At 47.1% G+C, this 23359-nt stretch carries 17 protein-coding genes and 1 pseudogene; 8 read left to right on the forward strand and 10 right to left on the reverse strand.

What is annotated here, in order from left to right:
- Positions 1-9 precede the first annotated feature (9 nt).
- A complete protein-coding gene (locus tag Q1A70_RS04215) occupies positions 10-2571 on the forward strand; it encodes a PBP1A family penicillin-binding protein (RefSeq protein WP_299687296.1) in 2562 nt (853 codons plus the stop codon).
- A gap of 262 nt (positions 2572-2833) precedes the next feature.
- Here Q1A70_RS04215 and oxyR read toward each other — a convergent pair whose 3' ends face one another.
- On the reverse strand, positions 2834-3727 hold the full coding sequence (gene oxyR / locus Q1A70_RS04220) for a DNA-binding transcriptional regulator OxyR (RefSeq protein WP_299687294.1): 894 nt from the start codon (positions 3725-3727) through the stop codon (positions 2834-2836).
- Here oxyR and Q1A70_RS04225 point away from each other — a divergent pair.
- Both Q1A70_RS04225 and Q1A70_RS04230 read left to right on the forward strand, forming a co-directional pair.
- Positions 3720-3904 (forward strand): annotated as a pseudogene (locus Q1A70_RS04225) (hypothetical protein). The gene oxyR and the pseudogene Q1A70_RS04225 sit on opposite strands and share 8 nt — an antisense overlap.
- 46 nt (positions 3905-3950) lie before the next feature.
- The gene (locus Q1A70_RS04230) at positions 3951-4679 is read left to right on the forward strand and encodes a glutathione peroxidase (RefSeq protein ID WP_299687292.1); all 729 of its coding nucleotides are present in this window, start codon (positions 3951-3953) and stop codon (positions 4677-4679) included.
- Between the two features lie 86 nt (positions 4680-4765).
- Here the strand turns inward: Q1A70_RS04230 and Q1A70_RS04235 are convergent, their stop codons facing one another.
- The gene (locus Q1A70_RS04235; protein ID WP_076656781.1) at positions 4766-5113 is read right to left on the reverse strand and encodes a RidA family protein; all 348 of its coding nucleotides are present in this window, start codon (positions 5111-5113) and stop codon (positions 4766-4768) included.
- A gap of 87 nt (positions 5114-5200) precedes the next feature.
- Between Q1A70_RS04235 and Q1A70_RS04240 the strand changes: the two genes are divergently transcribed.
- A complete protein-coding gene (locus Q1A70_RS04240; protein WP_299687258.1) occupies positions 5201-5449 on the forward strand; it encodes a DUF3624 domain-containing protein in 249 nt (82 codons plus the stop codon).
- 242 nt (positions 5450-5691) lie between these two features.
- Here Q1A70_RS04240 and argH read toward each other — a convergent pair whose 3' ends face one another.
- From argH to argC, 4 genes are all read right to left on the reverse strand, one after another.
- Complete coding sequence (gene argH / locus Q1A70_RS04245) at positions 5692-7566, reverse strand: argininosuccinate lyase (RefSeq protein ID WP_017061136.1); 1875 nt, start codon at positions 7564-7566, stop codon at positions 5692-5694.
- A 347-nt stretch (positions 7567-7913) separates the two neighbouring features.
- Complete coding sequence (locus tag Q1A70_RS04250) at positions 7914-9125, reverse strand: argininosuccinate synthase (protein ID WP_299687253.1); 1212 nt, start codon at positions 9123-9125, stop codon at positions 7914-7916.
- 130 nt (positions 9126-9255) lie between these two features.
- Positions 9256-10044, reverse strand: a complete 789-nt coding sequence (argB, locus tag Q1A70_RS04255) for an acetylglutamate kinase (protein ID WP_299687251.1) — start codon at positions 10042-10044, stop codon at positions 9256-9258.
- 11 nt (positions 10045-10055) lie between these two features.
- The gene (argC, locus tag Q1A70_RS04260; RefSeq protein ID WP_299687249.1) at positions 10056-11060 is read right to left on the reverse strand and encodes an N-acetyl-gamma-glutamyl-phosphate reductase; all 1005 of its coding nucleotides are present in this window, start codon (positions 11058-11060) and stop codon (positions 10056-10058) included.
- A 153-nt stretch (positions 11061-11213) separates the two neighbouring features.
- Here argC and argE point away from each other — a divergent pair, with 153 nt between their 5' ends.
- From argE to Q1A70_RS04275, 3 genes are all read left to right on the forward strand, one after another.
- Complete coding sequence (gene argE, locus Q1A70_RS04265; RefSeq protein ID WP_299687247.1) at positions 11214-12350, forward strand: acetylornithine deacetylase; 1137 nt, start codon at positions 11214-11216, stop codon at positions 12348-12350.
- A gap of 251 nt (positions 12351-12601) precedes the next feature.
- A complete protein-coding gene (gene ppc, locus Q1A70_RS04270; protein ID WP_299687245.1) occupies positions 12602-15238 on the forward strand; it encodes a phosphoenolpyruvate carboxylase in 2637 nt (878 codons plus the stop codon).
- Between the two features lie 349 nt (positions 15239-15587).
- Complete coding sequence (locus Q1A70_RS04275; RefSeq protein ID WP_299687243.1) at positions 15588-16127, forward strand: PadR family transcriptional regulator; 540 nt, start codon at positions 15588-15590, stop codon at positions 16125-16127.
- Positions 16128-16277: 150 nt separating this feature from the next.
- On the opposite strand, the gene metF is transcribed toward Q1A70_RS04275, so the two are convergent.
- From metF to Q1A70_RS04290, 3 genes are all read right to left on the reverse strand, one after another.
- Positions 16278-17177, reverse strand: coding sequence for a methylenetetrahydrofolate reductase (gene metF, locus Q1A70_RS04280; RefSeq protein WP_299687241.1), 900 nt, complete (start codon positions 17175-17177; stop codon positions 16278-16280).
- 270 nt (positions 17178-17447) lie between these two features.
- Entirely contained in the window at positions 17448-19859 is a 2412-nt protein-coding gene (locus Q1A70_RS04285) for a bifunctional aspartate kinase/homoserine dehydrogenase II (RefSeq protein WP_299687239.1), read from the reverse strand.
- Complete coding sequence (locus Q1A70_RS04290) at positions 19859-21043, reverse strand: O-succinylhomoserine (thiol)-lyase (RefSeq protein WP_299687237.1); 1185 nt, start codon at positions 21041-21043, stop codon at positions 19859-19861. The genes Q1A70_RS04285 and Q1A70_RS04290 overlap by 1 nt, the downstream gene beginning before the upstream one ends.
- A 206-nt stretch (positions 21044-21249) precedes the next feature.
- Here Q1A70_RS04290 and metJ point away from each other — a divergent pair, with 206 nt between their 5' ends.
- Positions 21250-21576, forward strand: coding sequence for a met regulon transcriptional regulator MetJ (gene metJ / locus Q1A70_RS04295; protein ID WP_299687235.1), 327 nt, complete (start codon positions 21250-21252; stop codon positions 21574-21576).
- A gap of 213 nt (positions 21577-21789) precedes the next feature.
- Here metJ and Q1A70_RS04300 read toward each other — a convergent pair whose 3' ends face one another.
- Positions 21790-23079: a malic enzyme-like NAD(P)-binding protein gene (locus tag Q1A70_RS04300; RefSeq protein WP_299687233.1), complete on the reverse strand. Its 1290-nt coding sequence runs from the start codon at positions 23077-23079 to the stop codon at positions 21790-21792.
- Positions 23080-23359: the final 280 nt, after the last annotated feature.

Consider the following 23359-nt stretch of genomic DNA (forward strand, 5'->3'; position numbering starts at 1 on the left):
GATTATCCGGTGAAGTTCATAAAGCGATTACTCATATTTACATTGATTTGCATGATTCTTGGAGTCAGTACAATTTTCGGGGTTTATTATTACCAGAAACCCGAACTGCCTGACGTTGCCACTTTGCGCAATGTAGAGCTGCAAACTCCGATGCAAGTCTTCAGTCAAGACGGCAAATTGATCTCTCAATTTGGTGAAAAGCGTCGTAATCCAGTCACTTATGACGAGATTCCTCGCCACTTAGTTGAAGCTCTGATTGCCACCGAAGATAGCCGTTTCTACGACCACCCAGGCATAGATCCAATCGGCATCACCCGTGCCGCGATCGTGGTAGCTATGTCCGGATCCGCAAAACAAGGCGCGAGTACTATTACTCAGCAGCTAGCGCGTAACTTCTTCTTATCGAATGAGAAAAAGATCATGCGTAAGATCAAAGAGATCTTCATCGCGATTCACATTGAGCAATTACTGAGTAAAGAAGAAATCATGGAACTGTATGTGAACAAGATTTTTCTTGGTCACCGCTCGTATGGTTTCGGTGCAGCCGCACGCGTGTATTTCGGCAAAGATTTACCCGAACTGACTCTCAGTGAAATTGCGACATTGGCAGGCATGCCAAAAGCCCCTTCTACCATGAACCCTATCTACTCGGTTGAGCGTGCCACTCACCGTCGTAACGTGGTACTGCGCCGCATGCTAGACGAGCAATACATCACTCAAGCAGAGTTCGATGACGCTCGTAGCGAAGAACTTATCTCTAAATACCACGGTGCAGAAATCGAACTGAGCGCACCATATGTTGCAGAAGTTGCACGTGCTTGGATGGTGGAACGCTACGGTGAAGAAGCTTATACATCAGGCATGAAGGTCTACACGACCGTTGATTCAAAGCTGCAAAAAGCAGCCAACCAAGCCGCGATTAAGAACCTACTTGGCTACGATGAGCGTCACGGCTACCGTGGCGCTGAAAAAGTGTTGTGGCAAACCGAGCAAACCGCTTGGGATCAACAACAAATCGTCAAGCACCTTAAATCTCAGCCGACCTACGGTGACCTTATCCCTGCGGTCGTCACTGGCGTCAGTGCTAAAAGCGCCGATGTATGGGTGAAGAACAAAGGCAACGGTGTTATCGAGTGGCAAGGCATGAATTGGGCCCGCAAATTCCTAACCGATGATCGTCAAGGCCCTGCCCCTTCTCAAGCACAAGATATTATGGCAGTGGGTCAACAAATCTGGGTTCGCCATGACGCAATAACCGGCGAAGAAGAACCTCAAGAGGCGACAGAAGAATTAACAGAAGCGAAATCAGAAACACCAGCTATCTGGCGACTAAGCCAAGTGCCGAATGCGAACACCGCGTTTGTTGCCATGAACCCGAACAACGGTGCGGTATTGTCGATGGTCGGTGGCTTTAACTTTGTTCACAACAAATTTAACCGTGCGACGCAATCTATTCGTCAGGTCGGCTCTGGGATCAAGCCATTTATTTACTCAGCAGCGATAGAGAAAGGGCTAACCTTAGCGTCACTGATCAACGATGCGCCGATCAACCAATGGGATAAGAGCCAAGGTACCGCATGGCGACCAAAAAACTCACCACCGACCTACGTCGGCCCTACGCGTTTACGCATTGGCTTAGCTCAATCTAAAAACGTAATGGCGGTACGTGTGCTGCGTGAGGTAGGCTTAGATGACACTCGTAATTTCCTGACTCGCTTTGGGTTTGATATTGACGAAGTCCCGCGCTCTGAAACCATCGCCTTAGGTGCTGGCAGCTTAACGCCAGTAAAGGTTGCACAAGGTTACTCTGTCTTTGCCAACGGCGGCTACTACGTTGAACCTTTCTATATCAGCCGTATTGAATCGCCATTTGGTGAGACTGAATTTGAAGCGACACCAAAAGTAGTGTGCCAACAAGACTGCCAACAGCAACTCAATATAGACCCAATGGCTAACGAGTTTGCAGAGCAAGATGTGGATGCTGAAGTACAATACGCTCCTCAAGTGATCTCTGAGCAGAACGCCTTCCTAGTTCGTGAAATGATGTACAGCAACATCTGGGGCGGCGGTGACTGGAGTGCAGGTACAGGCTGGAATGGTACAGGTTGGCGTGCGCAGCCGTTAAAGCGTCGTGACATTGGCGGCAAAACAGGTACCACCAATGATTCGAAAGATACTTGGTACAGCGGTTACGGCCCTGGCATGGTTGCAACAGTATGGGTTGGCTTTGATAACCACAACCGTAACCTAGGTCGCACTAAAGCGAACTCGAATCTTGGTAAAAACCAGATCACGGGCGCTGAAGCGGGCGCGAAGACAGCAGAACCTGCCTGGGTAGATTTCATGGGTACAGCGTTAGCGGGTGTTCCAGCACAGCGTAAAGCGCTTCCAGAAAACATTATCCGTGTTCGTATCGACCGTGAAACGGGTTTACTGACCAACAAGTTCGATAGCTCATCGATGTTTGAGTATTTCGAGAAAGGCACCGAGCCAACCGAATACATCGCTGACCGTTTCAATGACGATATCTATTCAACGTCATCTAATGAAGCGGGAGAAGAGCTGTTCTAGCCGATAGCCTGAATAAACAAAAAAGGGTTGATATGAATGCATATCAACCCTTTTTTATCTCTTCCGTTGGAACTTTATACCAATCACAGTCAGTAAGTGATCAGAAATAGCGCAGGAAAAAAGCTTGAGAACAAGGCAGCATTTTTCGATGAGTAGTTATTCTACAATCAAAAATTCTAACGCAGTTATCGAACGTTTTAACAAGCTAGGGTGAGCAGGTATTTACTGAGATTGGTATATTGCCTCGATAAGCCGAACTCAGTTAGACCACTTTCTCTAGCTGCGTTCGGATAGTCTCCGCCAATTGCTCGAAGCGCCCCTTTAACGGAGAGCCCGGTCGGTAAGCCACGACAATTCGGCGTGAAGGCGTTGGGTTTACCGCAGGCACGTAGCAAACACCATCTTTTTGCTTTTCCTTCGGTACAGACAATTGAGGTAGCAAGGTAATCCCCGCGCCTGCTGCGACCATATTACGCAGTGTCTCTAAACTGGTTGCTTTAAAGCGCTCATCATCTTTGGCACCAGCGGCAAAACAAAAGCCCAATGCTTGGTCTCTTAAGCAATGGCCATCGCCCAGTGCAAGTACCGTTCGACCATTGAGCTGCAGCATATCGACACAGTCTTGCCCTGCCCATTCGTGATCGCAAGGTACCGCAACGCTGAGTGGTTCATCATAGACATCGATCTCTTTAAACGCTGCCGTTTCATCGACCGCCGCCAAGACTAAGCAATCGAGCTTGCCATCTTCTAGCTGACTCACCAACTGATGGGTTTGAGCTTCGTGCAGGTAAAGCTCAAGCTCTGGGAAGCTCTCTTTAAGGTGAGGGACAATCTTAGGTAAGATGTAAGGACCAACGGTTGGAATGAAACCAATGTGCATTGGCCCTGTCATCGCATCACCATGGCCGCTCGCCATATCTTTAAAGGTCTTCACCTCGTGAAGGATGCGCTTTGCTTGCTCAACCAGTTGTAAGCCCGATTCTGTAAATATCACCTTTCTTGGGCTGCGCTCGGTTAACTGCAGTCCAATTTCATCTTCCAATTTGCGTATCTGCCCACTTAAGGTAGGCTGACTAACAAAGCACGCCTCTGCTGCTTTTCGAAAATGTTTATGCTCTGCGAGTGCCACCAAATATTCAAAGTCACGAATGTTCACGATCAGTCTCTTACCTCTGGTTTTAAGAAGAACAAGGGGTTCATTGGGGCATTTAAAAACAAAATGCCATTGATAGAGTTTGCCTATCAAAACCATAACATTAAACGATTGGAGCTATCAAAGAATTTGTCGAATAATGAGCTCAACAAAACGAAACAGAGAAAAGAAATACGTTAAGCTCTAAATCGAAAAAAAAATAAAAAGACTATTTAAGGAAATCAATATGTTTGCATCTAAAGAAGGTCAGTCAATCCCTCAAGTCACATTCCCAACACGCCAAGGTGATGCATGGGTTAACGTAACGACTGAAGAGCTATTCAAAGACAAAACCGTTATCGTATTCAGCCTACCAGGTGCGTTTACGCCAACGTGTTCTTCAAGTCATCTACCTCGTTACAACGAACTATACTCAGTATTCAAAGACAATGGTGTGGATGACATCCTGTGTGTTTCCGTTAACGACACCTTCGTTATGAACGCTTGGAAAGCAGACCAAGAAGCGGAAAACATCACATTCATCCCAGATGGTAACGGTGACTTCACCGACGGCATGGGTATGCTAGTTGAGAAAAACGACATCGGCTTCGGCAAACGTTCATGGCGCTACAGCATGCTGGTTAAAAACGGCGTGGTAGAAAAAATGTTCATCGAAGAAGACGTACCCGGCGACCCGTTCAATGTGTCTGACGCAGACACTATGCTTAACTACGTTGCACCTGAGCACAAAGAGCAGCAGTCAATTACGGTATTCACTAAGCCTGGTTGCCCTTTCTGCATGAAAGCAAAACAAAACCTAATCGACAAAGGTCTCAACTACGAAGAAGTGGTTCTAGGTAAAGATGCAACCACAGTAAGCTTACGTGCTATCTCTGGTCGCTCAACGGTTCCTCAAGTCTTCATCGGTGGTAAACACATAGGTGGCAGCGAAGAGCTCGAAACGTTCCTAGGCTAATCACGCATCTAGGTTAAACGGTTAGTAGTAAAAAACGAAAAAGGAAAGCCATTGGCTTTCCTTTTTGCATTTTACTAACCCAGTCATCACTTCTCAGCGGCAATCACAGAGATTTCAACAAGTAGCGCTTCGCGAGCCATATCGCCAGTCACACATGCGCGAGCTGGAGCATGACCTTCTGGTACCCATGCATCCCAAACTGCGTTCATTTCTTGGAAGTCTTTCATGTCTTTCAAGTAAATCGTTGCTGACAACATGTGCTCTTTGTCGCTGCCTGCTTGCTCAAGTAGCACTTCTACTTTATCTAGCATGGTCTGAGTTTGTTCAGTGATGTCTTTCGTTGCATCAGCACACACTTGGCCACATAGGTAGATAGTACCGTTGTGTTTAACAATACGGCTCATGCGTTGCTTGGTTTCTTGGCGCTCAATCATCGATCTTCTCTCTCTGTGTCACCGTGATCCAACATCTTGTGACGTGGTATTATCAGGGCAATAAGCATAACGCGAATCAAGCCCAAGATGACATGTCTTCATTGCAATAAAAATGAAAAAATCTTCAACAAACTCGGTCGCTGCCAACGGTGTATGAATCAGCTCATGGTGCTGTCGATCTTGAGTTGGGGAGCATGGTGGTTATTTTTCCGAGAAGATCCGAAGAGCATCAATGCCATCGCTTTAATGATGGCGGCTTTCGCGTTCAGTGGCTTGCTATCGCTGCATTGGGTAATGAAGTTTGTGGTGCTGCCTTTAAGGAATAAAAAGCGTTAGCTGGGGAGTTTGTTGGATAAGCGAGAATGGTTCAATACATCAAGCGTTCATCGTAATTATCGAGCTATGATTATTTGCCAAACAGCTGATAGAAAAAAGCCCCAGAACCAATCGATTCTAGGGCTTTCTTAGAAAATTCTAAGAAAAAGCAGTGGTACTTTAATAGACCAGGCTTTTCTTAATTTGTTCCCCAAAAAGGTCAGATTTTTGATCTTTTTTTTAGGGACTATAAAATCAATGCCTTATGCAACATTTACTTTAGCGATAATCTGCTCGACCAAGTTCACTTCCAAAGCAACTTCATCACACGCATGTTGACGAGGACACTGGTCGCAATCTTTCAGTACCTTCTCAGGTAGCAGAGATTTCGATGTTGGTAAGAAGTCATGCTTCATAAAGAACTCAGGCGTACGAGTCAGTACAAACACCTTCTTGATAGCCATTTGGCGTGCTTTCTCAACCAAGTGCTGAACAATCGCGGTTCCCTGCCCTTGGCCTTGCCAACCGGCTTCAACGCCCAGCGAACGTATTTCCGCTAAGCCAGAGTCATACACATAGAGCGATGCACAACCTGTCACTTCACCATGATGTTCTGCGACCGCAAACGAGCCAATATCACGCACCAGTTCATTACGAGAACGAGGCAGGTTTTCACCCATATTCGCCCAGTAAGCGACCATACCTTCCAATGCTTCAATATCGGTCAGACGAGCAGGACGAACCTTGACGATGGAAGTATCACGCTGTGATAAACGTTTCTCAGCTTGGTCAACGGCGTAAGCCACTTGCTGTGGAGATACGCCGCCTAGCGCGCTACGTTTTTCAAGACACGATTCAATGGTCAGGATGTCATACACATCCTCTTCTATCACCTCAGAGAACTCTTTCATCTCTGCGATGGTTAATTCTTCTAATGCGCAGCCTTTCGCAATCGCCGCCACTACTGTTACACCGACAATATGGTGAGCTTCACGGAAAGGAATGCCTTTCGCCACTAGGTAATCAGCCAGCTCTGTAGAGTTTGCGTAACCTTGCTTCGCTGCTTCAAGTGTACGTTCGCCGTTCACTTTAATGCCGTCAAAACAAAGTGCAGCCATTTCCATACAATCATTCCAAGTGTCTAAAGCGTCGAACAGACCTTCTTTATCTTCTTGCATGTCTTTGTTGTAGGCCAAAGGCAGAGCTTTTACTGTCATCATCATTGCTGCTAATGAACCGTAAACACGGCCAGTTTTGCCACGAATAAGCTCTAGCGCATCAGGGTTTTTCTTTTGTGGCATCAGAGACGAGCCTGACGTCACGGTATCCGCTAACTCGATGAAGTTTGATTCACCAGAGTTGTAGAAAATCATATCTTCTGCAAGACGCGAAAGGTGAAGCATAGAGATAGAAGCGATCGACATCAGCTCCATCACATGGTCACGGTCAGATACTGAATCTAGAGAGTTACGCGTTGCACGACGGAAACCTAAGTTGTGAGCTAACTCTTCACGGTCCATCGGGTAAGCGGTTCCTGCAAGGGCACCAGAACCCAGCGGACATGTATCTAAACGCTTAATCGCATCATTCAAACGAGAATAATCACGCTCAAGCATTTCAACGTAAGCCAAGCACCAGTGAGCAAAAGTTACCGGCTGAGCACGTTGTAAGTGAGTGTAGCCAGGAAGCACGGTTTCTTGATGCTGAGAAGCAACGTTGACCATTTGGCTCTGTAGGCGATCCAATGCCAATAGCAGTTGGTTACCTTGCTGACGACACCATAGTTTCAGGTCGGTCGCCACTTGATCATTACGAGAACGGCCAGTATGAAGCTTTTTGCCCAAGTCACCGACTTTGCCAATAAGTTGTTGCTCAACCCAGCTGTGAATATCTTCTGCATCAGAACGTAGAATCTGTTCAGGATCTTCCATCACCTCAAGTTTTAGCTCATTCAGCGCTAACTCAAGCTTCTGTTGCTCTTCTTCTGTTAATACGTTGACCGACAGTAAAGCTTTAGACCAGGCAATTGAGCCCACAATGTCTTGCTCAGCCAATCGGTAATCAAAACGAAGAGAGTCGTTAAAATCTTTGAACCGGGTGTCTGCTGCTTGGGTAAATCTACCGCCCCATAATGCCATTGTGTATCTCCTAATTGCACAGTGCTCACTGTTTTTGCAAATGATAATTCTGATTAAGATTCAGTATTTTTCTGATGGTTTAAACTTACGGCAATTCAAAATAAAAATAAAGTATTAATTCATTATTTTCACATATTTATTCACCAATAGAGCCATCCATGGATTCTTTATCGCATAGGGCACCAATTATATGCCATTCAATAGTAAAAACCGAAACGGATTTATTTAGCATTCAGAAAGCAAAAAGCCCATTCAATCATCAAGAGTAAATGGGCTTTGCATAATAATGTCTGTTTACTGACCTTCAATTTTTCATCAAAGGCTAGCTCACTAACTCATTGTTAGGATTACTTTTGGCTATTTAGCGCACGGATACGGCTTGATAGTGAGTAAAGGCGGATGAAGCCTTCAGCGTGGCTTTGGTCGTAAACCTCATCTTCACCAAAAGTAGCAAACTCTTCAGAGTATAGGCTGTTGTCAGAACGCTTCTGAGTTACCGTTGCATGACCTTTGTAAAGCTTGATAACCACTTCACCATTCACGTCTTGTGCTAGTTCTTCTGTCGCTGCAAGGATTGACTTACATAGCGGAGTGAACCAACGACCATCGTACACAAGGTGAGAAGCTTTAACACCTAGCTCTTCACGGAATTCGAATGCAGCTTTATCTAGAACCAGCTGCTCTACTGCACGCAGTGCTTCCATCATGATTGTGCCACCCGGAGTTTCGTAACAACCACGAGACTTCATACCAACAAGACGGTTCTCTACGATATCGATACGACCAACACCGTGCTTAGCACCCTTCTCATTGAGGTAAACCAGTGCGTTGTATGGCGTCATTATTTCACCATCAACCGCTACCACTTCGCCTTTTTCAACTTTAAGCGTTACTGTTTCAGATTCGTTTGGTGCTTGCTCTGGGTCTACAGTCCAAGCCCAGCAATCTTCGTTAGGCGCATTCCACGTATCTTCTAGAACACCACCTTCTGTAGAGATGTGCCATGCGTTTGCGTCACGCGAGTAAATCTTAGTAAGAGAAGCAGTACAAGGAATGTTACGCTCTGCTAGGTAATCTAAACACTCTTCACGGCTCACTAGATCCCACTCACGCCATGGTGCAATGACGTGTAGGTCTGGTGCAAGCGCTGCAAATGCGCCTTCAAAACGAACTTGGTCATTGCCTTTACCTGTACAGCCGTGACATAGAGCATCTGCGCCAACTTTACGTGCGACTTCTACTTGTGCTTTCGCAATGATTGGACGCGCCATCGACGTACCCAGTAGGTATTTACCTTCGTAGTAAGCGCCCGTTTTTAGCGTTGGGTAGATGTAGTCAGCCACCATCTCTTCTTTAAGGTCGGCGATGTAACATTCCGATGCACCAGACGCTTTTGCTTTCTCTTCGATACCGATCAGCTCTTCGTCGCCTTGGCCCACATCCGCAACAAACGCAACCACTTCACAGTCGTAGTTCTCTTTCAACCATGGAATGATCACTGATGTGTCTAGACCGCCAGAGTAGGCTACTACAACTTTCTTTACGTTAACTTTGCTCATTTTCTTTCTCCTAGTTTCCATACTGCACATGGCGGTCAGCGTTGGAAATGACATTAATTATGTATTTGCTAAAAATAGTGATGCTAAATTTGTTTGTCTAAATTCTTTAAGCAGTGACTCATGGTGAGCCCTACTGAGGTAAAAACTGTGTTCCTATGCTTTTACCGGCAAAAAGTTGTGTCAGCTTTTCTGGGTATCGCCAAGTCGCTACTTCGATTGGTCGACCGAGATCATTGGCGGCTTCGAGTGCGGCTTGAACCTTAACGATCATACCGTCGGTAATCACTTGACCAGCGATAAGATCATCAGCTTGTTGTTGATTAAGACTTGGAATGAGATGACCTTTGCCATCCAACACACCGCTCACATCAGAGAGCAGCACCAGTTCAGCGTCCAGCGCGCCTGCCACAGCCACCGCGGCTTGGTCAGCATTGACGTTCATAAGTTGACCTTGCGCCGTTAAGCCAATCGAGCTGATGATTGGCACTGCGCCAGTATTGAGAATCGCTTGCAGAACGTTGGAATTACCCGGCTCCGCTTTGCCCACTGCACCCAGTTCAGGGTTGAGTTCACTCACTTTACACAAGCCACCGTCCGCCAGGCTCAAACCAACCGCGTTGAGACCGCTTTTAATCGCCTGACCTTGCAGTAATTTGTTGGCCGTACCCGCAAGTGCGCCAGCGATCACTGGGATCTGATCGTATGGAGTAACACGTAGTCCGTCTTTCTTAACCGTTTCGAGGTTCAACTTATTCATCAAATCATCAACCAAGTACCCGCCACCGTGAACAATCACGATTGGGCGTTGTACCTGTTGCTGATACGTTGAAATCGCACCAAATAGTTGACTCAGCGTGTCTTGACACGATAGCGCAGCGCCGCCTAACTTGATGATTAATGGTTGATTATTAAGGCTCATTTCTCGCTCCCCTACACTAACGCAGTTAATGGTGCAAAACCATAGCGTACGTTTAAACACTGCATCGCTTGGCTAGATGCACCCTTTAATAAGTTATCAATCGCTGAAACAACAATGATGTGCTGACCTTGAACCTTCCAACCTAAATCGCAGAAAGGTGTCTGTTCGACATCCTGAATTCTTGGCAGTGTCTCTTTGAGTAGTCTCACGGCTGGCTTGCCTTGATAAGCTTGCTCAAAGGCGTCTTGTATCTGTTGTTCTGTTACGCCGTCAGCCAGCTTCATTGTGATGGTCGCCAAAATGCCACGCTTAAAGTTGCCAAGGTGCGGCGTGAAAATCACATCACAGCCTAAGTGTGCCGCGATTTCCGGTTGATGACGGTGATTAAAGACACCATAAGCCTGTAAGCTCACCTCACAAAAGCTGTTGACCATCGTCGCTTTACGACCGGCCCCCGTGACACCACTGGTTGCGTTGATCACTGGCCATTGATTGTCATCAAGTAACTGTGCTTCAACTAAAGGCTTAATCGCCAGTTGTGATGCAGTTGGGTAACACCCCGCGACAGCGACCAATTGAGCTTGTTTGATGTCTTGCTCATTCCACTCGGCTAAACCGTAAGCGGCCTTATCTAGCCATTGTTCGTGTTGATGCTCAAAACCGTAGAATTCTTGATAGAAGTTTTCACCCTTAACTCGAAATGCACCCGATAGGTCGAACACTTGGCAACAGTTCTCAAGAAAGATTGGCGCAAGATCATGGCTGACCTCGTGTGCTGTTGCTAGAAAAATCACATCAGACTGTTTCGCCACTTCTTCTGGATTTATTAGCGGTTGCACCGGCATATCAATCAAGCCAGCTAGCTTGCCATGCAGCGCGGCAATCGGTTTACCTGCGTCGACACTATTGGCTGAAACATATAAACCTGATAGCGTGAGCTCTGGGTGTTTGTTTATCATGAGAGCCAATTCAGCCCCTGTATAGCCGCTTGCGCCAATGATCGTGGTTTTCAACATCTCAACACATCCATTCCTGAGGTAAGTTACATTTCAAATTTGACTATTCATACTTAATTTTTAGCTTTATTTGATTTGTTATGCATTAAATATGATTTAATATGTGTTTTACCGACTTATGGTTTTCCTGTCAATAGTAGAAGTGAAGTTATTATGCAATTACCGAGTTTTCTTGAGGTCTATAAGGGCCTAATTTCCACCGACTCTATCAGCTCAACCGACCCTAGCTGGGATCATGGCAACGAGAAAGTGATCGAAAAGATGGTTCAATGGTTTAAAGACTTAGGCTTTAGCGTTGAAGTCGTGGAAGTCGAACCTGGCAAGCACAATATGATCGCGAAGATGGGGACAGGTGAAGGTGGTTTGTTACTCGCAGGGCATAGCGACACCGTGCCCTTTGATGAAGGACGTTGGAACTTCGACCCTCATGCACTGACAGAGCACAATAATCGCTTCTACGGCTTGGGAACGGCCGATATGAAAGGTTTTTTCGCGTTCGTTTATGAAGCGGCCAAAAAAATGGATTGGAGCAAGCAGACTAAGCCGCTTTATGTTCTAGCAACCTGCGACGAAGAGACCACCATGCTAGGTGCACGCCACTTCACTGAGAATGCACCATTTAAACCGGATTACTGCATCATAGGTGAGCCGACCAGCCTAGTGCCGGTTCGTGGTCATAAAGGTCACGTGGCTAACGCGGTGCGCGTCACGGGTAAATCCGGTCACTCTTCAGATCCTGCATTAGGCGTTAATGCCATCGAGATCATGCATGAAGTGCTGTTTGCCCTCATGCAACTGCGTGACAAGCTCATCAAAGAATACCATCACCCGGGGTTTGCGATTCCAAGCCCAACCCTAAACTTGGGACATATCCACGGTGGCGACAGCGCCAACCGTATCTGTGGCTGTTGTGAACTGCACTATGACGTGCGTCCTTTGCCGGGTATAAGCTTAGATGGCTTGGACAACATGCTGCGTAGTGCACTCAAAGAAGTCGAAGCAAAATGGCCGGGCAGAATTGAAATCACACCGCTACACGAGCCTATTCCGGGCTACGAGTGTCAACACGACCATCCATTTATTGGAGGCATGGAATCGGTATGTGAGACCGAGTCACAAACCGTGAACTACTGTACTGAAGCTCCATTCCTTCAAGAACTGTGTCCAACCTTGGTGCTGGGTCCGGGCTCAATCGACCAAGCCCACCAACCGGATGAGTTCTTAAGCTTCGATTTCATTAACCCAACGATTAATGTACTGAGTAAATCAATCCATAAATATTGTTTTTAGTTCACGTTTACTGACTTAAAACTACATATTAAGCCACCCGACAAGGTGGCTTTTATCCGGCAATCCCTGATATAGCCTGTATTTTGTAATTAAATTTCACCTCACCCAATAGCATTGGGAAATTCACTTATCCTGTGTTTCACAAAACTAATAATGACAAAGTTAGAATGCTTTATTTGACTAGATACAGCAGTTTTCGCTAGATTGTGTACCTAACAAGGAACAATGGATGTAATTTTTTACGAGGCAGGATGACAATGAACGAGAAATACGCCGCTCTCAAGAGTAACGTAAGCATGCTGGGACGCTTGCTGGGTAACACAATCCAAGATGCACATGGTGACGTTATCTTAGAGAAAGTGGAAACGATCCGTAAACTTTCCAAATCCGCCCGTGCAGGCAACAAGGCTGATCGTGATAGCTTAGTTGAAGAGATCAAAAACCTGCCAAACGAACAACTTACTCCTGTTGCTCGTGCATTTAACCAATTTCTTAACCTCACTAACATGGCAGAGCAATACCACACCATCTCTCGCCACTGTGAGGAGCATGTTTGCGAACCTGACGTGCTGCAATCTCTATTTTCTAAATTAAACCAGAATGACATCAGCAAGCTAGATGCGGCTCAGGCCGTTCGCGACCTGAACATTGAGCTCGTTCTGACAGCACACCCAACAGAAATCACTCGTCGCACCATGATCAACAAACTGGTTAAGATCAACGAGTGCCTGTCTAAATTAGAATTAAGCGACCTATCACACAAAGAGCGCGTCAAAACAGAACGTCGCCTAGAGCAGCTGATCGCCCAAGGTTGGCACTCAGATGTGATTCGCCAGCAGCGCCCAACTCCGCTTGATGAAGCGAAATGGGGCTTTGCTGTGGTAGAGAACTCACTATGGGAAGCCGTGCCAGATTTCCTGCGTGAAATGGATGACCGTCTTAAAGGCTACCTTGGTGAAGGCCTGCCGATTGATGCTCGCCCGGTACACTTCTCATCTTGGATGGGGGGTGATCGCGATGGTAACCCATTCGTCACTCACACGATCACTAAAGAAGTGATGCGCTTATCCCGCTGGAAAGCGGCGGATCTTTACCTCGGTGACGTGAATGAGCTGATCACCGAACTATCGATGACCAAGTGTAATGATGCCGTTCGCGAACTTGCAGGTGATGAGCACGAAGCCTATCGTGCGATCCTAAAGAACCTACGCACGCTGCTCAATAACACTCTCGAAGTGCTGGATGCGAAGCTACATTACGCAGAAGTGCCAAAGAAAGAGACCCTGCAGAACATCGACCAACTTTGGACACCGCTTTACGCGTGTTACCAATCGCTGCACGAATGTGGCATGGGCGTGATCGCAGATGGCTCGCTACTTGATACCCTGCGCCGTCTCAAAGCATTCGGTGTGCATTTGGTCCGCCTCGATATTCGTCAAGAAAGCACTCGTCACTCCGATGTATTGTCAGAATTGACTCGCTACCTCGGCATTGGTGATTACGACCAGTGGAGCGAACAAGACAAGATCGCTTTCTTAACCAATGAATTAAGCTCAAAACGCCCACTACTTCCTCGTGATTGGCAGCCATCTGAACAGGTTAAAGAGGTTTTGGACACCTGTAGGGTCATTGCTGATCAACCTCGCGAAGCCTTCGGTGCTTACGTGATTTCAATGGCTCGTACTGCATCGGATGTACTGGCGGTTCACTTGCTGCTGCAAGAGTGTGGTTGCCCATACCGCATGGACGTGTGTCCATTGTTCGAAACGCTGGACGACTTGAACAACTCAGAAGCAGTCATGAAGCAGCTAATGAGCATCGATTTGTACCGTGGCTTTATCCAGAACCATCAAATGGTGATGATCGGCTACTCTGACTCGGCCAAAGATGCTGGCGTAATGTCTGCAGGTTGGGCTCAGTATGACGCAATGGACAAGCTGGTTAAGGTCTGTGAAGGAGAAGGCATTGAGCTGACTCTATTCCACGGTCGCGGCGGTACGGTTGGTCGTGGTGGTGCTCCGGCACACGCGGCACTGCTTTCTCAGCCACCGAAGAGCTTGAAGGGCGGCCTACGTGTAACCGAACAAGGCGAAATGATCCGCTTTAAGCTTGGCCTACCAGATGTTGCCGTAAACAGCTTCAATCTCTACGCAAGTGCGATCCTAGAAGCGAACCTTCTGCCGCCACCAGAGCCAAAGCAAGAGTGGCGCGATCTCATGGAAGTGCTATCGCAAGTCTCTTGTGAAGCTTATCGCAACGTGGTTCGTGGTGAAGAGAAGTTTGTTCCTTACTTCCGTCAGGCGACGCCAGAACTGGAGTTAGGTAAACTGCCACTCGGCTCTCGCCCTGCTAAACGTAACCCAAATGGTGGTGTAGAAAGCCTGCGTGCGATCCCATGGATCTTCTCTTGGAGCCAAAACCGCTTGGTGCTTCCAGCATGGTTAGGTGCAGGTGAAGCAATTCAGTACTCCATCGATCAAGGTCATCAACCACTGCTTGAAGAGATGTGTCGCGAGTGGCCATTCTTCTCAACGCGTTTGGGTATGTTGGAAATGGTGTACTCAAAGTGCAACATGGAGATTGCCAAGTACTACGATCAACGTCTGGTTGACGAAGAACTATTACCTTTGGGTGAGTTACTGCGTGAGCAGCTGCAAAAAGATATTAAAGCGGTGCTGAATGTCGAAAACAACGAGAACTTGATGCAAAGCGACCCTTGGGGGCTAGAATCTATTCGTCTTCGCAACATCTACGTTGAGCCACTAAACATGCTTCAAGCGGAGCTGCTTTACCGTACTCGTAAGTGTGAAACACCACCAGCAGAGCTCGAAGAAGCGCTAATGGTGACGATTGCAGGCATTGCGGCAGGCATGCGAAACACTGGTTAACGAGCAGATTGCACTACAATAACAATGAAAGGCCGCCTAGTGCGGTCTTTTTGTTTTATAAAATGACCAATATTGAGTTTTTTATCATTTTTTTGAGTTATTCCGCCCATGTATTCTACTTTATGCTTATTATTTAGATATACTACTGCCCCGCTGCGGAAACCATACAAAAAAAATAATCTGCAGCGACTTAACCACTAAGCGAGTCAAGCTAGGTGATAAACGGCTTAATTAGGTGACATAATCAACTGTTTAGTTGGTGTACTTAGACAGAATCAATAGAACGTGCCATTAGAAGCACACTTGTTGTTTAAGTATTTATTTATTGTTTACCATTTGGATTTTAGACATGTCATTACCACACGTAATTCTAACCGTTTTAAGTACACGCGATGCTACCGGTTACGATATAACAAAAGAATTCTCTGCAAGCATTGGGTACTTCTGGAAAGCTAGCCACCAACAAGTTTACCGCGAGCTAAATAAAATGGCTCAGAACGATCAAGTCACTTGCGTACTCGAACCTCAAGAAGGCAAGCCGGACCGTAAAGTTTACTCGATCACCGATGCTGGACGCAGTGCACTAGGCGCATGGTTTGAACAGCCGACGGCTCACCCAACGGTTCGTGATGAGTTTTCAGCTAAACTCATGGCTTGTGCGATACAGCCTTCTGACGCGTTCCACGCACAACTTGCTGAACTGGTAGAAGAGTCTCGCAAGCTGGTTTCTCATTACAAAGAAATCGAAGCCGCTTACTACGCAACGCCATCAACACTCGACAAGCAAGCTCGTCTTGAGCGTCTAACACTTCGCCGTAACCTGCTGATCCGTGAAGCATGGATTATATGGGCTGAAGAAGTACTGCTTGAACTGGACGCAATCGCTTAAGCTAGAAGCTAGAAGCTAGAAGCTAGAAGCTAGAAGCTAGAAGCTAGAAGCTAGATAAGTAAAAGGCTTGAACTCTTAGAGTCCAAGCCTTTTTAGTATCTTTAGGATTTGATATTTACCGCTAGCGAAAAGTGGCTACTCACATAGAAACTACACCGCAGCCACTTGCGGACGAACCCCTAGCGTGTGGCAAAGCGCATAGGTCATTTCTGCACGGTTTAGCGTGTAGAAGTGGAAATCCTTAACACCTTCACGGCTCAAGGTACGCACCATATCAATCGCCTGACTCGCACCGACTAACTGACGAGTGGTTGGATCGTCTTCCAAGCCTTCAAATTGCTTCGCCATCCAGCCTGGGACTTTAACGTTATTCATCGCCGCAAAGCGAGACGCCTGCTTGAAGTTAGAAACCGGTAAGATACCCGGCACAATTTCAACATCAATCCCCGCTGCAACACAACGGTCACGAAAACGTAAGTAGCTTTCTACATCAAAAAAGAACTGAGTAATGGCACGATTGGCACCCGCATCCACTTTACGCTTTAGATTAATTAGATCAGATTGAGCGCTTTTGGCTTCAGGGTGAACCTCAGGAAATGCCGCCACTGAGATATCAAAGTCATGGCGAGATTTCAGCAATTCAACCAGATCGGAGGCATACATATCTGGCGCACCGCCACCAGCCGGAATATCACCACGCAGCGCTACAATGCTTTCAATGCCATTGGCCCAGTAGTCATCAGCAATTTGAATCAGCTCTTCACGGCTCGCATCAATACAGGTTAAATGCGGCGCAGCCACTAAGCCAGTTTGGTTTTTGATTTCTTTAATAATTGAGTGGGTACGATCACGTTCGCCCGAATTTGCCCCGTAGGTAACCGATACAAACTTTGGTTGAAGTGTTTTTAGGCGGTGAACCGAATTCCACAGAGTCTCTTCCATCTTTTCACTGCTTGGTGGAAAAAACTCAAATGACACATTGATGTTGTCAGAAAGCTCAGCGATATTCTGATTTAAAGCGTCGATATGACTTGCGTGTGTGTATCCCATTTTACTCTCCCTGTGGCAAAAGCAGCCACTGATCAATCTCAATTCCCTGAACGCTTTTAGACGTCTATATGTCTACAGAATGTATTGAATATGATTTAATGTCAACAGCTTGATTATGAATTATATTCAAGTTGATCGTGAGTAAAGTTCAAGTCGCTAGAATGGTCGATAAGCTAAGCGGGGGGGAGGGAAAATGGCTGAAAGGCAGGTTGTGCTTTCAGCCTTATTTACGTTAGTGGATCGTAAGCTAATGCTAATATTAATGACGCGTTAAAACAGGCTCGACATTCTGTTCAAATCCGATTGAATGGCACCCGCCGTCACTTCGCGCCCAGCTCCAGGGCCTCGAATGACCAATGGGTTGTCTTTATACCACTTACTCTCAATGGCAAAAATGTTATCACAAGGCAGTAAGTTAGCTAACGCATGCTCTTTCGATAGCGCCTCGATACCGACGGTTGCTTTGCCATTTTTCTCTAAACGCGCAACATAACGCAGCACTTTTTGCTGAGACTGCGCCTTTTCCAAACGCTCGGCTAATTCTTCACTCAGCAGCGACGCTTTATCAAAAAAGTCATCGACCGAGAGGTCAAGCAGAGACTCTGGGACAAGCGATTCCACTTTTACGTTTTCAGGTTCAATATCTAAACCCGACTCACGCGCCAGAATCACTAACTTACGCATCACGTCTGAACCGTCAAGATCAGCTCGTGGGTCGGGCTCTGTCAGACCTTGTTGCCACGCGAGATCAACCAACTCACTGAACGGAACAGTGCCATCAAACTGCTGAAACAGCCAAGATAGCGTGCCTGAAAAGATCCCCGACAGCGCAGTGATATCATCGCCGCTTTCACGTAGGTCACGTACCGTATGGTTGATGGGTAAGCCTGCACCAACGGTTGCGTTGTACAACCAATGACGGCTGATCTTCGCGAAAGCATCCTGTACTTGATGGTAATACTCACTGGATGCTGAACCGGCCACTTTATTCGCTGAGATCAGATGAATGCCTTGCTGGGCGATCTGCAGGTATTTATCAGCAAGGGCTGGGCTCGCAGTCACATCGAGTACCACGGCTTCATCATACCCCTGAATAGAGCCTAAACGCTCTAACCAGTCGTTTCCATTGTTGGCTATCGCTTCATCATCAAAATGCTTAGTCACCGACGTCGCAGCAATGCCTTGCTCGTCGAACCAATAGGTTTGACTATCAACCACCGCTACCAATTCAAAGTTCATTCCACGGCGCTTTTCAAGCTCCGCTTTTTGCTCAGCAAACAAACGCAACCAGCTTGAACCAATGTTGCCCTTGCCGCATAAGGCAATCGCCACACGCTTCTGTGCTTGAAATAGCTGAGAGTGAATGCCTTTCACTAATTCTGAGGTTTCACTCTTACGAATCACCGCCACTAAGCTTAAGCCTGAATTCGCTTCTGAGATAAACTCAACTGGCAAGCTCTTGAGCTGTTGGTAAAAGCCATAACAATGATTCGGATTCTTGGTGACACCCGCCCCCACTGCGGCAACCAAAGAGAAACCTTCTTTAAGCTTAATCTCAGCTTCAATCGCATGATCTTGCAGGTACCCAAGAGCACCACTCGCGATCTCTTCCGTGTAGGCAAGGCGCAAACAGTGTTGATCCGCTTCAGGCTCATAGGCCAGCGGCTCTAATTGTGCACGCTTAAGCCCTTCAAGGACCTCGCTCTCTAGACGGTCAAAATCATGGCCGTGACCAAAGGTCAGTTGCACGATAAGCACCTCATCCAGAGAGGTAATGATTTTTGCACCGCGCCCCGATGCCAATACGCGCTCTATCTGTGTCGAGCCCGCCTCGGGCTGATAGCTGCAACGCAAGCTCAAATCCATTGCACTTTGAGCGACAGGCTGCAGTGTTCGGCTATGCAGCACAGGAGCTGCTAAACGCGCTAGCTCACTGGCTTCATCAAGGCGCAGTAGAGGCAATAAGCATGCATCTGAAACCAAACGAGGGTCGGCGCTGTAAACGCCCGCCACGTCACTCCAAATCGTCACACGTTCAACCTCGGCCAAAGCGCCAATCACAGTGGCCGAGTAATCCGAGCCGTTACGACCGAGCAATACAGTTTCACCCGCACAGTTTTGAGCCATAAAGCCAGTAATCACCACACGGCAATTCGCATGCTGCGCCAGAGCTTCTTTGATCAGTGGGTAAGAACGTGCGCGGTCGACTTCAGGCTGAGCACCCACTTCAGCACGTAAAAAGGCACGCGCATCTTGAGCAACAGCTTGTAAATCATGCTGGCACAACAGAGCAGCTAACAAGCGTGAAGACCAAACCTCGCCGTGCCCCAATACTTGTGCTTTTTGCGCTTCGCTCAAGGGCGCGGTTCGCTCGCCCAAAGCGGTAAATTCTTGTTGAATGGTGGCCGTTAGTTGCTCAGCGACTTCACCGTCAAGCAATGCCTCAATCAGTTCGAGTTGGAACTGACGGAGTGTTTGCAGGCACTCATGGGCAATACGACCATCTTTATCGAGCGCTTCCACAAACTCAATCAAGCGGTTAGTGGTTTTGCCTGCCGCCGACACTACGACCAAGTCGGTTGCCGACGAGTACTCCCTAAGAATGTTGACCACTCGCTGGTAACACTCAGGATTCGCTAAGCTGCTGCCACCAAATTTATGTAGCTGGCGAAAGGCTGCCATTATGCCCCCTCCCCATTCGCGATAAAGCGTTGGGTTTTTGTAAAGGCTTGCTTGAGGTCGTCAATCAGATCATCAGTATCTTCAAGGCCAACCGAAAGACGCAGCAGTTGCTGTGAAACGCCTGCTTCCGCCAACGCTTCTTCACCCATTGCGCGGTGAGTCATCGATGCAGGGTGACAAATTAGACTTTCAACACCGCCCAATGATTCTGCTAGCGAAAACAGTGCTAACTCGCCAACAAAGTATTTCAGCGCTTCGAATGAGCCAGCAAATTCAAAGCTCAACATTGAGCCAAAGCCTGATTGCTGCTGCTTCGCAATCTCGTGACCTGGGTGTTCAGGTAGGCTCGGATGGTAAATAATACTCACCAGCTCTTGCTGTTGCAGAGCCGTCAAAATTTCACGAGAGCTCTCTTCATGAACACGCATCCGTGCACCTAAGGTACGAATGCCACGTAGCGTCATATAGCTATCAAACGGTGTGCCGGTTGCACCAATGCAGTTGCCCCACCACGCGAGTTCTTCAGCGTGCTGCTCTGTCTTAGTAACCACAACCCCACCAATCACATCTGAGTGACCGTTGATATACTTAGTGGTTGAGTGGATCACAAAATCGGCCCCCAGTTCTAAAGGCTTTTGAAATATCGGAGTTAAAAATGTGTTGTCGACAGCAACCAGAGCACCGACCTCTTTTGCTTTACGACAAGTTTCGGCAATATCAACCACTCGCACCAGTGGATTCGATGGGGTTTCGATTAAGATCAACTTTGGCTTAAGCGCGATCGCCGCATCCAAAGCCGATTGATCCGATTGATCAACAAACAGAACTTTGAAGTCACCTTTTTGCGAGCGCGTATTAAACAGACGGTAAGTGCCGCCGTAGCAATCATGCGGGGCAATAACAAGATCATCGCCGCCTAAGAAAGCGGAAGCCCATAAGTTAAGCGCCGAAGTGCCACAGTTGGTGACCACTGCGCCTTTGCCCGATTCAAGCTCAAACAGTGCGGTTTCTAATAAACCACGGTTTGGGTTACCAGAGCGGGTGTAGTCGTACTTTGGCACTTCACCAAAAGCGGGAAACCCATAGTTAGTCGAAAGGTAAATGGGTGGCACAACGGCATGATGTTGCGTGTCTGACTCGATACCAGTACGTACGGCGATGGTTGCTGGCTTCCGGCTGCTCATAGGTGCTTCCTTACAAATTTTCGTCTGAGAATCACAGCGACTTGTTGGCATTCTGTGGCTGTGTTAGATATATGTTATTCACTTTACTTTCATAAACGTGAGCCGTCAACACTTCTAGACGTCCATATGTCTTTGCTTATGGCAGTAAATCCCGCTAAAATCCCTCTATACATTTATTTTGACAATTAAAGTGATGAAGGTACGCAATGGCCGACTGGAATGGTGAATACATAAGCCCATATGCTGAGCATGGAAAGAAAAGCGAACAAGTAAAAAAGATTACAGTTTCTATCCCTCTAAAGGTATTAAAGGTCCTTACTGACGAGCGTACTCGCCGCCAGATCAATAACCTACGCCATGCAACAAACAGTGAGCTACTGTGCGAAGCCTTTCTACATGCGTACACCGGTCAACCACTGCCAACAGATGAAGACCTTCGTAAAGATCGCCCCGACGATATTCCTGCTGAAGTGAAAAAGCTGATGACAGAGATGGGCATCGAATTCGAAGCGTTTGACGAAGAACATCAATAATTCAGCCATAGCCTTCAGTATTGATTCGCTACCACTGACTCTTTTTTCACGTCACCCACTCGGTTGTCTGTGAGTATGTTGTCACTGTTCGACTAAAAAACCGACTTCATGAGTCGGTTTTTTTATTATTATTTTCATCTCAATAACGAAACGACGCTATCAGACGACTATGTCATCCAGTATGTATACCATACATCTCTGTACCATACATCCCTATAGCATATAGTTAGCAGGCATCTCGATACGTGCTACACCAGACTCGACGGCCGCTTCTGCAACGGCTTTTGCTACACGAGGAAGTAGGCGTGGGTCCATTGGCTTAGGAATGATGTAACCTTTACCAAACTCCAGTGCAGTCTCACCTGCAGCTGCCAGTACCTCAGCAGGCACTTCTTCTTTCGCTAGTTCACGAATCGCTTTAACCGCCGCCAGCTTCATCTGATCATTGATTTCGCTCGCACGCACGTCTAGTGCACCACGGAAAATGAATGGGAAACAAAGTACGTTGTTAACTTGGTTAGGGTAATCACTGCGGCCAGTCCCCATAATAAGGTCAGAACGAACTTCGTGTGCAAGCTCTGGCTTAATTTCAGGATCTGGGTTTGAACAGGCAAACACAACTGGCTTATCCGCCATCAGCGTCAGTGCTTCCGCTGGCAGTAGGTTAGGACCCGATACACCCAAGAACAGGTCTGCGCCTTCGATAACGTCTTCCAGCGTGCGCTTGTCGGTGTTGTTTGCGAACAGCTCTTTGTATTCGTTTAGGTCATCACGACGCGTGTGGATCACGCCTTTACGATCCAGCATGTAGATCTTCTCACGCTGAGCGCCACACTTAATCAATAGCTCCATACAAGCAACCGCAGCGGCACCAGCACCTAAACAAACGATCTTACACTCTTCCAGTTTCTTACCTTGAAGTTCGATCGCGTTCAGCATACCCGCTGCCGTGACAATCGCAGTACCGTGTTGGTCATCATGGAATACCGGGACATCACAACGTTCAATCAGGCGACGTTCAATCTCAAAACAGTCTGGCGCTTTGATGTCTTCTAGGTTAATCCCGCCGAATGTATCTGCGATGTTCGCTACCGTATCAACGAACTCATCGATGGTGCGGTGTTTAACTTCAATATCGATAGAATCTAAACCGGCAAAACGCTTAAACAACAGCGCTTTGCCTTCCATAACTGGCTTTGAAGCTATAGGACCAAGATTACCTAGGCCAAGGATCGCCGTACCATTAGAGATAACGGCAACCATGTTGCCTTTACCTGTGTATTTATAGACGTTATCAACATTTTGTGCGATTTCACGAACAGGCTCAGCCACCCCGGGGCTGTAAGCGAGCGCGAGATCTTCTGCTGAGTTTGCAGGCTTGGTCAGCTCAATAGCAATTTTGCCTGGAATTGGCAACTCGTGGTAATCAAGCGCTTGCTGACGGAATAGCTCTTGAGGTGATAACGGTTGAGAATGTTGATCTTGGCGGCTGTCTTGAGACATAGGTGTAGATTCCTAGGATATTATTATTTGGAGGATCTTCCTCATGTTAATGGATGTACTTCAAAGTTCCTAGGTAGTTAAAGCCTCTGTCTCATCAAAAAACGAGATTTCACTACTAATAAGACCAGTAACCAGTTGAAATTACTCTTACTTATTAAGCGGCTAAGCGGATATATAGCGAGGAGTACTGAGGGAAAGCGGCAACCATCTGCTCAAGCGGGATATTTCCATAAACAAAACCAATAACAAAAAGGCAATTCATCAGCCGCCGTGAATTGCA

It is taken from the genome of uncultured Vibrio sp., from assembly GCF_947488985.1.
Classification (GTDB): domain Bacteria; phylum Pseudomonadota; class Gammaproteobacteria; order Enterobacterales; family Vibrionaceae; genus Vibrio.

Coding starts and splice junctions, on each gene's coding strand:
- Q1A70_RS04230 (WP_299687292.1), top strand. CDS start 3,951: ATGTTTGCATCTAAAGAAGGTCAGTCAATCCCTCAAGTCACATTCCCA.
- Q1A70_RS04235 (WP_076656781.1), bottom strand. CDS start 5,113: ATGATTGAGCGCCAAGAAACCAAGCAACGCATGAGCCGTATTGTTAAA.
- Q1A70_RS04240 (WP_299687258.1), top strand. CDS start 5,201: ATGACATGTCTTCATTGCAATAAAAATGAAAAAATCTTCAACAAACTC.
- argH (WP_017061136.1), bottom strand. CDS start 7,566: ATGGCATTATGGGGCGGTAGATTTACCCAAGCAGCAGACACCCGGTTC.
- Q1A70_RS04250 (WP_299687253.1), bottom strand. CDS start 9,125: ATGAGCAAAGTTAACGTAAAGAAAGTTGTAGTAGCCTACTCTGGCGGT.
- argB (WP_299687251.1), bottom strand. CDS start 10,044: ATGAGCCTTAATAATCAACCATTAATCATCAAGTTAGGCGGCGCTGCG.
- argC (WP_299687249.1), bottom strand. CDS start 11,060: ATGTTGAAAACCACGATCATTGGCGCAAGCGGCTATACAGGGGCTGAA.
- argE (WP_299687247.1), top strand. CDS start 11,214: ATGCAATTACCGAGTTTTCTTGAGGTCTATAAGGGCCTAATTTCCACC.
- ppc (WP_299687245.1), top strand. CDS start 12,602: ATGACAATGAACGAGAAATACGCCGCTCTCAAGAGTAACGTAAGCATG.
- Q1A70_RS04275 (WP_299687243.1), top strand. CDS start 15,588: ATGTCATTACCACACGTAATTCTAACCGTTTTAAGTACACGCGATGCT.
- metF (WP_299687241.1), bottom strand. CDS start 17,177: ATGGGATACACACACGCAAGTCATATCGACGCTTTAAATCAGAATATC.
- Q1A70_RS04285 (WP_299687239.1), bottom strand. CDS start 19,859: ATGGCAGCCTTTCGCCAGCTACATAAATTTGGTGGCAGCAGCTTAGCG.
- Q1A70_RS04290 (WP_299687237.1), bottom strand. CDS start 21,043: ATGAGCAGCCGGAAGCCAGCAACCATCGCCGTACGTACTGGTATCGAG.
- metJ (WP_299687235.1), top strand. CDS start 21,250: ATGGCCGACTGGAATGGTGAATACATAAGCCCATATGCTGAGCATGGA.
- Q1A70_RS04300 (WP_299687233.1), bottom strand. CDS start 23,079: ATGTCTCAAGACAGCCGCCAAGATCAACATTCTCAACCGTTATCACCT.